The organism is Pseudomonas sp. IT-P294 (genome assembly GCF_949767865.1).
Lineage (GTDB): Bacteria > Pseudomonadota > Gammaproteobacteria > Pseudomonadales > Pseudomonadaceae > Aquipseudomonas.
In genome coordinates, this window is record NZ_CATKQW010000057.1 from 198,862 (window position 1) to 212,978 (window position 14,117).

General features: G+C 58.1%; 12 protein-coding genes. 8 read left to right on the forward strand and 4 right to left on the reverse strand.

Going from position 1 to position 14,117, the window contains the following annotated elements:
• Window positions 1–205 precede the first annotated feature (205 nt).
• Window positions 206–1,837: a Na+/H+ antiporter gene (locus ACM6I0_RS28335; protein WP_285430376.1), complete on the forward strand. Its 1,632-nt coding sequence runs from the start codon at window positions 206–208 to the stop codon at window positions 1,835–1,837.
• Window positions 1,838–1,861: 24 nt separating this feature from the next.
• On the opposite strand, the gene ACM6I0_RS28340 is transcribed toward ACM6I0_RS28335, so the two are convergent.
• From ACM6I0_RS28340 to map, 4 genes are all read right to left on the reverse strand, one after another.
• On the reverse strand, window positions 1,862–2,605 hold the full coding sequence (locus ACM6I0_RS28340) for a M12 family metallopeptidase (protein WP_414923822.1): 744 nt from the start codon (window positions 2,603–2,605) through the stop codon (window positions 1,862–1,864).
• 180 nt (window positions 2,606–2,785) lie between these two features.
• Entirely contained in the window at window positions 2,786–3,985 is a 1,200-nt protein-coding gene (gene dapC / locus ACM6I0_RS28345; protein WP_414923823.1) for a succinyldiaminopimelate transaminase, read from the reverse strand.
• A gap of 154 nt (window positions 3,986–4,139) precedes the next feature.
• On the reverse strand, window positions 4,140–6,842 hold the full coding sequence (locus tag ACM6I0_RS28350) for a [protein-PII] uridylyltransferase (RefSeq protein ID WP_414923824.1): 2,703 nt from the start codon (window positions 6,840–6,842) through the stop codon (window positions 4,140–4,142).
• 45 nt (window positions 6,843–6,887) lie between these two features.
• The gene (map, locus tag ACM6I0_RS28355; RefSeq protein WP_414923825.1) at window positions 6,888–7,670 is read right to left on the reverse strand and encodes a type I methionyl aminopeptidase; all 783 of its coding nucleotides are present in this window, start codon (window positions 7,668–7,670) and stop codon (window positions 6,888–6,890) included.
• A gap of 373 nt (window positions 7,671–8,043) precedes the next feature.
• On the opposite strand from map, the gene rpsB reads away from it, so the two are divergent.
• The 7 genes from rpsB (at window position 8,044) to ispC (ending at window position 14,106) form a co-directional block, all read left to right on the forward strand.
• Window positions 8,044–8,781 (forward strand): 30S ribosomal protein S2, encoded by a 738-nt coding sequence (rpsB, locus tag ACM6I0_RS28360; RefSeq protein WP_090187835.1) that lies wholly within the window; start codon window positions 8,044–8,046, stop codon window positions 8,779–8,781.
• Window positions 8,782–8,973: 192 nt separating this feature from the next.
• Complete coding sequence (gene tsf / locus ACM6I0_RS28365; RefSeq protein ID WP_285430369.1) at window positions 8,974–9,837, forward strand: translation elongation factor Ts; 864 nt, start codon at window positions 8,974–8,976, stop codon at window positions 9,835–9,837.
• Window positions 9,838–10,046: 209 nt separating this feature from the next.
• Window positions 10,047–10,790, forward strand: coding sequence for a UMP kinase (gene pyrH, locus ACM6I0_RS28370; protein WP_003172271.1), 744 nt, complete (start codon window positions 10,047–10,049; stop codon window positions 10,788–10,790).
• Window positions 10,787–11,344, forward strand: a complete 558-nt coding sequence (gene frr / locus ACM6I0_RS28375; RefSeq protein WP_208669802.1) for a ribosome recycling factor — start codon at window positions 10,787–10,789, stop codon at window positions 11,342–11,344. The genes pyrH and frr overlap by 4 nt, the downstream gene beginning before the upstream one ends.
• A gap of 13 nt (window positions 11,345–11,357) precedes the next feature.
• The gene (gene uppS / locus ACM6I0_RS28380; protein ID WP_222589971.1) at window positions 11,358–12,113 is read left to right on the forward strand and encodes a polyprenyl diphosphate synthase; all 756 of its coding nucleotides are present in this window, start codon (window positions 11,358–11,360) and stop codon (window positions 12,111–12,113) included.
• Window positions 12,113–12,919 carry a phosphatidate cytidylyltransferase gene (locus ACM6I0_RS28385; RefSeq protein ID WP_414923826.1) on the forward strand — a complete coding sequence of 269 codons (807 nt, stop codon included), beginning with the start codon at window positions 12,113–12,115 and terminating at the stop codon, window positions 12,917–12,919. The genes uppS and ACM6I0_RS28385 overlap by 1 nt, the downstream gene beginning before the upstream one ends.
• Window positions 12,916–14,106, forward strand: coding sequence for a 1-deoxy-D-xylulose-5-phosphate reductoisomerase (gene ispC / locus ACM6I0_RS28390; protein WP_414923827.1), 1,191 nt, complete (start codon window positions 12,916–12,918; stop codon window positions 14,104–14,106). Before ACM6I0_RS28385 ends, ispC begins: the two co-directional genes overlap by 4 nt.
• Window positions 14,107–14,117: the final 11 nt, after the last annotated feature.

Below are 14,117 nucleotides of genomic sequence, written 5' to 3' on the forward strand. Positions count from 1 at the left end.
CCCTTTGCAGGTGCTGGAAATTAAAGGTGACGGATTATGCCATGACCCTTGAGTTAAAACCCAAAACCCTGTGGGCGCGAGCTTACTCCCACAGGGTTGTCAGGTTGGGCGCGAGAACGTGCGACATTAGTGCAACGGTCAGCCGGCAGTCTATGCGGCTAATATGGCACTTCGATGCTGTCGATTGCCTGGGAACCCACGCTTTATGCAAACCGCCTACACCGTCCTGATCCTGTTGATGCTGGTTGGCGTTTCACGCCTGATCGGACGGGTAATCCCGCTGCCATTGCCGCTGGTACAGATTGGCGCGGGTGCGCTGTTGGCCTGGCCGACGCTGGGGCTGCATGTGGCCCTGGATCCCGAACTGTTCCTCTTCCTGTTTCTGCCACCGCTGTTGTTCTCCGATGGCTGGCGAATGCCCAAGCGTGAACTTTGGCGCCTGCGCGGGCCGATCCTGACACTGGCGGTGGGGTTGGTGCTGTTCACTGTGGTCGGCGCCGGCTATTTCATTCACTGGTTGTTACCCGGCATTCCGCTGCCAGTGGCTTTTGCCTTGGCGGCGGTGTTGTCGCCCACGGATGCCGTGGCCGTCTCGGCCATCTCCCGGGATCGTCTGCCCACGCCGTTGATGCACATGTTGCAAGGTGAGGCGCTGATGAACGATGCCTCGGGCCTGGTGACGTTCAAATTTGCTTTGGCAGCAGCGGTAACGGGCGTTTTCTCGCTGGCCAACGCCAGTGTGACCTTCGTGTTGGTGGCGGCCGGCGGCCTGGCGGTCGGCGTCGCATTGAGCTGGCTGGTGGGACGTCTGCGTTCGTGGATGATCGCTCGCGGCTGGGATGATCCAGCGACTCATGTGGTGTTTATGTTGCTGCTGCCGTTCGCCGCTTATGTGGTGGCGGAACGTCTCGGTGCATCCGGCATTTTGTCCGCCGTGGCGGCGGGGATGATGCAGAGTTGGCTCGATCTGCTGCCGCGCCAGACCAGCACCCGATTGCTCAATCGCAGTGTCTGGTCGCTGCTTGAGTTTGCCTTCAACGGTTTGATTTTCCTGCTGCTGGGCTTGCAACTGCCGGACATCATCAAGGCCGTGGCCAGCCATGAAACGTCGTTGTGGCCGACACTGCTTTACCGTTGCCTGGACGTGGTCGCCATATTTCTGGTGCTGCTGGTGTTGCGCTTCGTCTGGGTGCAGAGCATCTGGCGCTTGTCTGTTGTGCTGCGGCGCTGGCGCGGCAGGGGAGAGATGACACAAGTGCCGACCGCACGTTCCTGCTGGTTGTTGACGGTCGGCGGGGTGCGCGGGGCCGTGACGCTGGCGGGCATACTGTCGGTACCGTTGCTGTTGGAAGGCAATGCGTTTCCCGAGCGCGATCTGCTGATATTCATCGCCGCCGGCGTGATTCTGCTGTCGTTGATCTCCGCGTGCATCGCGTTGCCTCTGTTGCTGCGCGGCATCGAGAAAAGTCCCGACGACAAGCGCCGTAACGAAGTGCGTGACGCCTGGCGCAAGACTGCCGAAGCGGCGATCCATGCGCTGGAAATCGAAGAGGTCAATCCGCAAGACGCCGCACAGGCCGCGCTGGCTGTGGAACTGAAAGCGCGGATCATGTCCGAGTATCGGCATCAGCTGGAGGTGTTTAACGATTCGGCGGAAGCCCAGGCGCTGGCGTTCCAGATGGACCTGCTGGAGCGACGATTGCGCTTGAAGGCGCTGCGGGCGCAACGCCTTGAGCTTTACAGCCTGAGCCGTCATCACCAGATTGGTGATGACGTATTGCGCGAAGTGCTGGGGGAATTGGACTTGAGTGAAGCCAATCTCGGTGCGGTGAAGTAATACCTTCACCGGTCTCGGTCAGGTTTATGGATAAGCTTGTCGAGCGAACGCGATATCGCCTTCGCTGAGGTGTTTGTTTTGAAGTTGCTCCCAATCGCCAAGGGTGGCGTCGTTTGTTACTTGATAATGCATCACGGAGTGTCGGTCATAGGGGGCATAAGTCGCGTTGTTATCCTTAGGGAGGGGGAATAAGGTGGCGTCTACTGTAGCCCTCGACATTCCATGGTTGCGTTGAAGTGCCTCATAAACTTTTTCCCGGTCCCAAGGAATATCTGCGTCAGGGTGTTGGTGTTCGTGCAGTCGACCCAAAGCGTGACCAAATTCATGGATCACCACGGCACTATAATTTTCATCGGTACTATTGATTCCTAAACCCATGGTGACTTCATTGGCAGGAGTCGTTAATGCATCTGTGCCGATGCGGGAGAACGCCACCTTATCGTAGAAAGGTGAGAGGTCGATGCGAATATCACCTTCAAAGAGTTCGTCGTTATCACTGAGGTCGACGAATTCGAAATTGAGATTGACGTAAGGAGCCCATTGATTGATGGCGTTTTTGACGGTATTGAATAAGTCGTCGTCCCAGCGATTGATGGCAATTTTGAGTGTTCTACCCGTTGCCCAGTACTTCGTGTGCGCGCCAATACTGAGGGTAGGTCTATTTGATTTGCTTTGCGGTGAGTTGCTTTTTCTTTCTTGTGTAGCCGCTTCGTAAGAGGCACGAGGATCAACAGGAGTTTGAATGTCGCACGAAAGAAAATTGTTCATGGTTTATATCCTTATAAACGGTATGGAAGATAAGTGTAATAGTGATGTTTACGTGGTCTTGTAGCGGTTGCTTGATGGGAGGTTAGTTGTTCGGCTGAAGAGGGTAAAGTTTAAAGCGGTTAACTAATATTTCTTTCGTTAAAGCCTGTACTGCATTGCACAGTACAGGCTTGGTTGGTGTTACTTGTGACGCTGGATAAAGGCGCGAATCCGCTCGGCCGCTTCCACGCATTCCGCCAGCGGCGCAACCAGTGCCATGCGCACGCGCCCGGCACCTGGATTGAAGCCGTCAACTTCACGAGACAGATAAGAACCCGGCACCACGGTCACGTGTTCCTCTACAAACAGATCACGGCAAAACGCTTCATCGTCGCCTTCAACGTTCGGCCACAGGTAAAAACCACCGTCCGGGCGCTGCACATCCATCACCGGTCCAAGGATTTCCAGTACCGCATCGTATTTCTCGCGATACAGCGCACGATTGGCGCGCACATGCACTTCGTCGTTCCACGCGGCAACGCTGGCCAACTGGGTCTGAACCGGCATGGCGCAGCCATGGTAGGTGCGGTAGAGCAGGAAGCCCTTGAGGATCTCGGCGTCACCGGCCACAAAACCCGATCGCAGGCCTGGCAGGTTGGAGCGCTTGGACAGGCTGTGAAATACCACGCAACGCTTGAAATCCTTGCGGCCCAGCTCGACGCAGGCGCTGAGCAAGCCGGCTGGCGGCGTTTGCTCGTCGAAGTACAGCTCGCTGTAGCATTCGTCCGCGGCGATAACGAAGTCGTGTTCGTCGGCCAGGGCGATCAGCTTCTTCAAGGTGTCGACCGGAATCAGTGCGCCGGTCGGGTTGCCCGGCGAGCACAGGAACAGGATCTGGCAACGCTTCCAGATGTCTGGCGATACGGCATCGAAATCCGGGTTGAAACCGTTTTCGTCCAGGCACGGCAGGTAATGCGGCTTGGCCCCGGCGAGGAACGCCGCGCCTTCATAGATCTGATAGAACGGATTCGGGCTGACTACCAGCGCGTCGTCGCCACGGTTGACCACGGTCTGGGTGAAGGCGAACAGCGCTTCGCGGGTGCCATTGACCGGCAGCACGTTGCGCGCAGGGTCGAGCCAGCCGCTCGGGACGCTGAAACGGCGTTCGCACCAGGCAGCAATGGCTTCTCGCAGGGCGGGAATGCCAAGGGTGGTCGGGTACACGGCCATCTGATCCAGATTGCTGGCCAGGGCTTCGGCGACAAAGCTTGGCGAACGGTGCTTCGGCTCGCCAATGGACAGCGCGATGGCGCGCTTGTCCGGGTTTGGCGTGACGCTGCCGAGCAGGGCGCGGAGCTTTTCGAACGGGTAGGGCTGCAACTGGTTCAAAGCGTTGTTCATGCGGGGCCTCGTTCAATGTGGGAGCGAGCTTTGTGTGGGCGTCGGGCTTGCCTGCGATTCAGGCGCCTCGGTGTGTCAGATGCACCGAGGTGATGCTATCGCAAGCAAGCCAGCTCCCACAGGGGCTCGTTCCCACAGGGGGGAATGGGTTAACTCAGATGCTGATGCGCGACAATTGGATCTCGGGTTCGTTACTGACGGTCAACTGTTCGACGATTGCATCCTGCAAACGGGTGCACAGCAGCGGGTCGGACAACGGCTGGTTGTTCGCGTCGGTGATAAAGAACACGTCTTCCACGCGTTCGCCGAGGGTCGCAATCTTGGCGTTTTGCAGCGACAGATCGAACTCCAGGAAGATCGTGCCAATGCGCGCCAGCAAGCCCGGGCGGTCCGGAGCACTGAGCTCCAGCACGGTCACCGGACGCTGGGCGTCGTTGTGGATCGTCACCTGCGGCGCGAACGCGAAATGCTTGAGCTGGCGCGGTACGCGGCGCTGGATGATCGTCGGGTAATCGTCGGGGTTGCGCAGGGCTTCGGTCAGGCCTTCACGGATCTGTTTGACCCGCGCCGGGTTGTCGCCAATCGAGTCGCCGTCAGTGTCGAGCACGATATAGGTGTCGAGGGTGAACTGGCTGCTGGACGTGATGACCCGGGCGTCGTGAATGTTCAGGTTGAGCTGGTCCATCGCGGCCACGGTCACGGCGAAGAAGTCGTGTTGATCGGGGGCATAAATGAAAATCTGCGTGCCGCCCTCGAATTCGCGCTGGGTGGTTTCCTTGATCAGCACCAGCGGCCCGCCACCAGCGGGTTGCTGGAGGATCGCGTCGGTGTGCCAGGCTACGTCGCCGGCGGTATGACGCAGGAAGTAGTCGTCGCCCAGTTGCGACCACAGCTGTTCGACATCGTCCGGGTCGGTCCCACCGCGCACCAGGATATCCAGGGCTGCGCTCTGGGTCTGGCGGATCTGCATTTCCCGATCCACCGGGTTTTCCAGGCCGCGGCGCAAGGCACGTTTGGTTTCGGTGTAGAGCTGGCGTAACAGGCTGGCGCGCCAGGAATTCCATAACGTCGGGTTGGTGGCATTGATGTCGGCGACGGTCAATACATACAGATAATCAAGACGGGTTTCGTCGCCAACAATCTGGGCGAAGTCATGGATGACCTGCGGGTCGGACAAGTCCTTGCGCTGAGCGGTGGTCGACATCACCAGGTGGTTCTGTACCAGCCAGATGATCAGGCGGCTGTCCCACACTGGCAACTGATGGCGTTGGCAAAAGGCTTCGGCGTCCACTGCGCCGATTTCCGAATGATCGCCGTGCCGACCCTTGCCGATGTCGTGGTACAGGCCGGCGAGGTAAATCAGTTCGGGCTTGGGCAATTTGCCCATGAGCTTGCTGGCCAGCGGGAATTTTTCCGACACCTGTGTGTACTGCAACTTACGCAGGTGCTTGATCAGATTCAGGGTATGGGCGTCGACCGTATAGATGTGGAACAGGTCGTGCTGCATCTGCCCGACAATGAAGCCGAACTCCGGCAGATAACGGCCGAGAATGCCGTAACGGTTCATCCGGCGCAGGTTGCGGTGGATGCCGATCTTGCACTTGAACAGCTCGATGAACAGGCTGGTATTGCGTATGTCGTTGCGGAAGTCGTCGTCGATCAGGTGGCGATGCTCGCGCAGCAGACGAATGGTGTCGGCGCGCACACCTTTGATTTCCGGCTGCTGGGCCATCAGCACGAAAATCTCGAGCATGGCGAACGGTGTGCGGCGGAATACGTTTTCGCTGCGCGCTTCGATGTAACCGTCGTGCAGCTGGAATCGCGAGTTGATCGGCTGCGGTGGCGCCTGATCTTCCGGGGCGAGGATGACTTCTTCGAAGTGCTGGATGATCAGGTCGCTGAGCTGGGCGATGCTCATGACTACCCGGTAATACTGTTGCATGAAGTTTTCGATGGCGTGCTTGGCGTCATCGCCTTCGAAACCCAACAGTCCGGCTATCGAGCGCTGGTGGTCGAACAGCAAGCGGTCTTCGGAGCGGCCAGCGAGCATGTGCAATGCGTAGCGAACCTTCCACAAGAACTCCTGGGACGAGGCCAGCAGGGCGTTTTCACTCTCCACCAGGAAGCCTTCGCCCGCCAGGGCTCGCAGGTTCAGAGTGCCGTACTCGCGACGGGCCACCCACAGAATCGTCTGGATATCGCGCAGGCCGCCGGGCGAACCTTTGACGTTGGGTTCCAGGTTGTATTCGGTGTCGTTGTATTTGTGGTGACGGGCCTTTTGCTCGGCGCGTTTTGCCAGGAAGAAGTCCTTGCTCGGCCACATGTGCGCGGTGCTGGTGACGTCAAGCATGCGCTGGCGCAAACGTTCGGGACCGCAGATGGTGCGGCTTTCCATCAGGTTGGTGACGACCGTCAGGTCGGCGCGGGCCTCGATGGCGCATTCGTCCACGGAGCGAACGCTCTGACCGACTTCCAGGCCGATGTCCCACAACAGCGTCAGAAAACGCTCGATGGAATCACGGAAGATTTCGTGATCGGCGCTGTCGAGCAGGATCAGCAGGTCGATGTCGGAATAAGGGTGCAACTCGCCGCGACCGTAGCCGCCGACCGCGACCAGCGCGATATCGGCGTCTTCGCTCCAGTTGAACTGCTCCCAGGCCTTTTGCAGGATGTTATCGATGAACCAGGCGCGATCCTCGATCAGCCGACGAATATCGCGGCCGTTGCGAAAGCGCCCGTCGAGCACCTCGCGGGCCTGACGGATCGCCTTCTTGAAGGCCGCGATCGGGCTTGCCTTCAAGGCCAGTTCAGCCTGGAACTGGCCGCGGTCGAAGAGTTCGGGATCCACCTGCGGCATCGATTGGCATTCCTGTCTATAAAGCTGGGAGCTGCGCGGTTCGGATCAGGCCGAAACGCGCGGGATGGTGTCGTCGGCGCGCAGGGTGAAGATCTCGTAACCGGTTTCGGTCACCAGCAGGGTGTGTTCCCACTGCGCGGAGAGCTTGCGGTCCTTGGTGATCGCGGTCCAGCCGTCGCCCAGCACCTTGGTATCCGCCTTGCCCTGGTTGATCATCGGCTCGATGGTGAAGGTCATGCCCGCTTTGAGCTCCATGCCGGTGCCAGCGCGGCCGTAGTGCAGGATTTGCGGCTCTTCGTGGAAGACTTTGCCAATGCCGTGGCCGCAGAACTCGCGAACCACCGAGAAACCGTTCTTTTCAGCGTGCTTCTGGATGACTTCGCCGATGTCGCCCAGGCGGCAGCCCGGCTTGACCAGTTCGATCGCCTTGTACATGCATTCCTGGGTGACCTGCGACAGACGCTCGGCCCAGACCGGCACGGTGCCGACATGGAACATGCGGCTGGTGTCGCCGTGGTAGCCGTCTTTGATAACGGTGACATCGATGTTCAGCGTGTCGCCATCTTTGAGCGGCTTGTCGTTCGGGATGCCGTGGCAGACCACGTGGTTGATCGAGGTGCAGATAGACTTGGGGAAGCCTTTGTAGTTGAGCGGGGCAGGGATGGCTTTCTGCTCGTTGACGATATAGTCGTGGCAGATGCGGTCCAGTTCGTCTGTGGTGATGCCCGGCTTGACGTATTCGGCAATCATTTCCAGCACATCGGCGGCCAGTTTGCCGGCGACACGCATCTTTGCAATGTCCTCGGGGGTTTTGAGGGTGACGGTCATACAGGCTCTCTCTGCGCTCGATGGCGCTCGCTAATACGAAATGGGCAATGCGCGATCGATCTTCGCGACCCTTAAAAACGCAATTCTAACAGACGATCAGTGCAAATCTGAGCCTCTGTGCGTCGCTTGTCTCTATAGTTTGGTGCAATCTTGAACGATTCCAAGGGCGCGCATGAAGCTGCGCGTCACGAATTGAGAATCCGGGTTCCGTTTTTTGCAGTCCTGTGATATAAAATGCGCCGCTTTCCGGGGATACCCCGAAAGGCTTAAATCCACACACGTGTCGACACGATGACCTGGGTGCCTTCAGCTGATGCTGCTGGTTGGTCATTGGGATACGTGGAGGCCAAACCCGACTTATTAAGGAACTATCATGTCCCAAGTCAACATGCGCGATATGCTGAAGGCCGGTGTGCACTTCGGTCACCAGACCCGTTACTGGAACCCGAAAATGGGTAAGTACATTTTCGGCGCTCGTAACAAGATTCACATCATCAACCTTGAAAAAACCCTGCCAATGTTCAACGAAGCTTTGACTTTCGTAGAGCGCCTGGCCCAGGGCAAAAACAAGATTCTGTTCGTCGGCACCAAGCGTTCCGCTGGCAAGATCGTTGCTGAAGAAGCAGCACGTTGCGGTTCGCCGTACGTCGATCACCGCTGGTTGGGCGGCATGCTGACCAACTTCAAAACCATCCGTGCTTCCATCAAGCGTCTGCGTGACCTTGAAGTGCAAGCCGAAGACGGTACTTTCGCCAAGCTGACCAAGAAAGAAGCGCTGATGCGCACTCGCGATCTTGAGAAGCTCGATCGTTCCCTGGGTGGTATCAAGGACATGGGCGGTCTGCCAGACGCACTGTTCGTTATCGACGTTGATCACGAGCGCATCGCGATCACCGAAGCCAACAAGCTGGGCATCCCGGTTATCGGCGTAGTCGATACCAACAGCAGCCCGGAAGGCGTTGACTACATCATCCCAGGCAACGATGACGCAATCCGCGCTATCCAGCTGTACATGGGTTCGATGGCTGACGCTGTTATCCGCGGTCGCAACCACGTTGCTGGTGGCACCGAGCAGTTCGCTGAAGAAGCTCCGGCAGCTGCAGCTGAGTAATTAGCGCCTAGGCGTTGACTCAGTAAGCAAAAAGGGGGCTTGGCCCCCTTTTTGCCACCTCGAAAACCGTTTGTCGGTAGCGCAGCTACAGCTTTTGTAACGTGCAGCGACTTACAAAGGTGTTTCGGGAAGAATTGATCGCCCGTTCGATCGGGTGGAATGGTTGAAAACCTATCCAAGAGGAATTTTGAAATGGCAGAGATTACTGCAGCGTTGGTCAAAGAACTGCGCGAGCGTACTGGCGAAGGCATGATGGACTGCAAAAAGGCCTTGACCAAGGCTGGCGGCGACATCGAGAAAGCCATTGATGACATGCGTGCTTCGGGCGCCATCAAGGCTGCCAAGAAAGCAGGCAACGTTGCTGCTGAAGGCGCTATCGCTCTGAAAGAAGACGGTAAATCCGCTGTTCTGCTGGAAGTGAACTCGCAGACCGACTTCCTGGCTCTGCAGGATGACTTCAAGGCATTCGTTGCTGCCAGCGTTGAAAAAGCATTCGCTGACAAGCTGACTACCGTTGAGCCTCTGGTTGAAGCTCAAGAAGCTGCTCGCCTGGTACTGGTCGGCAAGGTTGGCGAAAACGTCAACATCCGTCGCCTGGTTCGCGTTGAGGGTGATGTTGTTGGTGGCTACCTGCACGGCAACAAAATCGGTGTAGCGGTTGTTCTGAAAGGCGGCAACGTAGAGCTGGCTAAAGACATCGCAATGCACGTAGCAGCCAGCAACCCTGAATTCCTGCTGCCTTCGGAAGTTTCGGCTGAAGCGATCGAGCGTGAAAAAGCTGTGTTCCTGCAGCTGAACGAAGAAAAAATCAAAGGCAAGCCAGAAAACATTGTTGAGAACATGGTCAAAGGCCGTATCAGCAAGTTCCTGGCCGAAGCAAGCCTGGTTGAGCAGGCGTTCGTCAAGAACCCTGAAATCAAGGTTGGCGAACTGGCCAAGAAAGCCGGTGCAGAAATCGTTTCTTTCACCTACTTCAAAGTAGGCGAAGGCATCGAGAAGCCGGTCGACAACTTCGCCGAAGAAGTTGCTGCCCAGCTGGCTGCCGCCAAGCAATAAGACAGTTTTCAACTGTCGCCCTGAAGAGGCTGCCCGCTTACGCGCGCAGCCTCTTTTCAGATGGGGCACCAATTTTTAATTGGTTTCCGTTTGGAACTGGCTTACAAAGCCATGTTCCGATGGCGCTGAAGCAGCGCCAAGCTAGAGTGAACGCCAGCTGTAAACAGCTCGCAAAGAATTTTTAAAATACGCCGCAGGAGAGATTCGCAATGGCTCAGCAGGGCAGTGGTTATCAGGCTCGCTATAAACGCATTCTACTCAAGCTTAGCGGCGAGGCCCTGATGGGGTCCGAAGAGTTCGGGATCGATCCCAAGGTGTTGGATCGCATGGCACTTGAAGTCGGCCAACTGGTCGGTATCGGTGTCCAGGTCGGCCTGGTGATTGGTGGCGGCAACCTGTTTCGCGGTGCAGCGCTGAGCGCGGCCGGCATGGATCGGGTGACTGGCGACCACATGGGCATGCTGGCCACTGTGATGAACGCCTTGGCCATGCGCGACGCACTGGAACGTGCCAATATCTCGGCAATCGTGATGTCGGCCATTTCCATGGTGGGTGTGACTGATCACTATGATCGCCGCAAAGCGATGCGTCACCTGAACGCCAAGGAAGTTGTTATTTTCGCGGCCGGTACCGGCAACCCGTTCTTCACCACGGATTCGGCAGCCTGCCTGCGTGCAATCGAAATTGACGCCGACGTTGTGCTCAAGGCGACCAAGGTCGATGGCGTTTACACTGCAGATCCATTCAAAGACCCGCATGCCGAGAAGTTCGATCATCTGACTTACGATGAAGTGCTGGATCGCAAGCTGGGCGTGATGGATCTGACGGCCATTTGCCTGTGCCGAGACCACAAGATGCCGTTGCGCGTCTTTAACATGAACAAGCCCGGCGCCCTGCTGAACATCGTGCATGGCGGCGCTGAAGGGACCCTGATCGAGGAAGGCCAACAATGATCAATGAAATCAAGAAAGACGCTCAAGAGCGTATGAAGAAATCCGTCGAGTCGCTGTTGCACAACTTCGGCCGCATTCGTACCGGCCAGGCGCACCCAAGCATTCTTGAAGGCGTGATGGTGCCGTATTACGGTTCCGACACCCCGATCAAGCAAGTGGCGAACATCACCGTCAAGGACGCCCGTACCCTGCAAGTCGTTGCCTTTGAGCGCAACATGCTGGGCGCCGTCGACAAGGCCATTGGTAGTGCCGGTCTGAACCTCAACCCGACCAACCTGGGCGAGTTGTTGCTGATCTCCATGCCAGCCCTGACTGAAGAAACCCGCAAGGGCTTCACCAAGCAGGCGCGTGATGTTGCAGAAGACGCCCGTGTTGCTGTGCGCAACATCCGTCGCGATGCAAACAGCTCGCTGAAGGATCTGGTCAAGGAAAAGGAAATCAGCGAAGACGAAGAACGTCGTGCAACTGGCGAGATCGACGATTTGACCAAGAAGTATGTGGCTGAAATCGATGCGAATCTGGCGCAGAAAGAAAAAGACCTGATGGCCGTATAAGGGTCGCGTTTTCATGGAAAAGACTAAGCAGACTGCACCGTCCGCGGTGCCGCGCCATGTCGCGATCATCATGGATGGGAACAATCGCTGGGCGAAAAAACGCTTTATGCCCGGTGTCGCCGGTCATAAAGCGGGCGTGGATGCCGTTCGTGCAGTGATTGAGGTATGCGCCGAGGCCAAGGTCGAGGTGTTGACGCTGTTCGCTTTCTCCAGCGAGAACTGGCAGCGCCCCGCCGATGAAGTCAGTGCCTTGATGGATCTGTTCTTCAAGGCGTTGCGTCGCGAGGCCAAGCGCCTCAACGACAACAACATCAGTTTGCGCATCATCGGTGATCGTTCGCGTTTCCATCCCGAGCTTCAGGCTGCGATGCGTGAAGCCGAAGCGATGACCGCCGGAACCAACCGCTTTGTCTTGCAGATCGCCGCCAACTACGGTGGTCAGTGGGATATTGCGCAAGCCGCGCAGCGTCTGGCGCGCGAGGTTCAGGCCGGGCATCTGCGTCCGGAGGACATCACTCCCGAGTTGTTGCAGACTTGCCTGGCCACCGGCGACCTGCCGTTGCCGGACTTGTGCATTCGCACCGGGGGCGAGCACCGCATCAGTAACTTCCTGCTGTGGCAACTGGCCTACGCCGAGTTGTATTTCTCCGACCTGTTCTGGCCGGACTTCAAACACGAAGCCATGCGTAACGCACTGGCCGATTACGCTTCTCGTCAGCGCCGCTTCGGTAAAACGAGCGAGCAGATCGAGGCTGGGGCCCGCGTTTAATGCTTAAACAACGAATCATCACCGCGCTGATCCTGCTGCCGATCGCTTTGTGCGGGTTTTTCCTGCTCGAAGGCACAGGCTTTGCGCTGTTCATCGGGCTGGTCGTGACCCTCGGCGCGTGGGAGTGGGCTCGCCTGGCAGGCTTCACCGCCCAGCCGATTCGCATCGCCTACGCGGCCGTGGTCGCATTCATCCTGTTTATCATGCACATCCTCCCGGGGCTCGCGCCTTGGGTCCTGGGCGCTTCGGTGCTTTGGTGGGGCGTGGCGACGTATCTGGTGCTGACTTACCCGCGTTCCAGCGAACACTGGGCCAGTGCCGCCTGCAAACTGGTGATCGGTTTGTTGATTCTGTTGCCGGCTTGGCAAGGTCTGGTCCAGATCAAGCAGGAGCCTTTGGGTAACTGGCTGATCATGGCGGTGATGGTGCTCGTCTGGGGGGCCGATATCGGCGCGTACTTCTCCGGTCGGGCCTTCGGCAAGCGCAAGCTGGCGCCGAAGGTCAGTCCCGGCAAGAGCTGGGAAGGTGTGTACGGTGGCTTGCTGCTGAGTCTGGTGCTGGCGGCAATCGTAGGCGTGGCGCGTGACTGGAGTTTCGTACAGATATTGATGGGCCTTTTGGGATCGGCGGTGATCGTGTTTATCTCTGTGGTGGGCGACCTCACCGAGAGCATGTTCAAGCGTCAATCGGGGATCAAGGACAGCAGTAACCTGCTGCCAGGGCACGGCGGCGTGCTGGACCGGATTGACAGCCTGACGGCTGCGATCCCGGTGTTCGCTGTGCTGTTGTGGATGGCTGCACCATGAGCCGCCCTCAACAGATAACCGTTCTGGGGGCTACCGGGTCGATTGGTCTGAGCACGCTCGATGTGATCGCTCGCCATCCGGAGCGCTTTCAGGTTTTCGCCTTGAGCGGGTTCTCCCGCTTGAGTGAGCTGCTGGCCTTGTGCGTGCGTCATACGCCGCGATTTGCGGTCGTGCCGCAAGCGGCCACTGCCCGAACCCTGCAGGACGACTTGCGCGCTGCCGGCCTGTCGACCCGCGTGCTGGTAGGGGAGGAGGGGCTGTGTCAGGTCGCCGCCGATCCCGAGGTCGATGCGGTCATGGCAGCTATCGTCGGTGCGGCAGGCTTGCGTCCGACGTTGGCGGCGGTTGAGGCTGGCAAGAAGATCCTGCTAGCCAACAAAGAAGCGCTGGTGATGTCCGGTGCTCTGTTCATGCAGGCTGTGCGCAAAAGCGGTTCGGTGCTGCTGCCGATCGACAGCGAGCACAACGCGATTTTCCAGTGCATGCCGCAGGATTTCGCCCGAGGGCTTGGCGCGGTCGGTGTGCGTCGGATTCTGCTGACAGCCTCTGGCGGTCCGTTCCGACAGACGCCGTTGGCCGAACTGGCGCATGTTACCCCTGAGCAAGCGTGCGCCCACCCGAACTGGTCCATGGGTCGCAAGATCTCGGTCGATTCGGCCAGCATGATGAACAAAGGGCTCGAATTGATCGAAGCCTGCTGGTTGTTTGATGCCAAGCCATCCCAGGTCGAAGTGGTCATTCACCCTCAAAGCGTGATTCATTCGCTGGTCGACTATATCGATGGTTCGGTGCTGGCGCAGTTGGGCAACCCCGACATGCGCACACCGATTGCCAACGCCCTGGCCTGGCCTGAGCGGATTGATTCGGGTGTAGCGCCGCTGGATCTGTTCGCCATCGCTCGCCTGGACTTTCAGGCTCCCGACGAAGAGCGTTTCCCTTGCCTGCGCCTTGCGCGTCAGGCGGCTGAGGCTGGCAACAGCGCTCCGGCCATGCTGAATGCAGCCAATGAAGTGGCTGTGGCGGCGTTTCTCGACGGACGGGTTCGCTATCCGGAAATCGCGAGTATCATCGAAGAAGTGTTAAACCTCGAACCTGTTGTGGCGGTGAATGATCTAGAGACAGTGTTCACGGCGGACGCGAAAGCGCGAGAACACGCCGGACAGTGGTTGAGTCGTCACGGGCGGTAAGTGCTGAAATA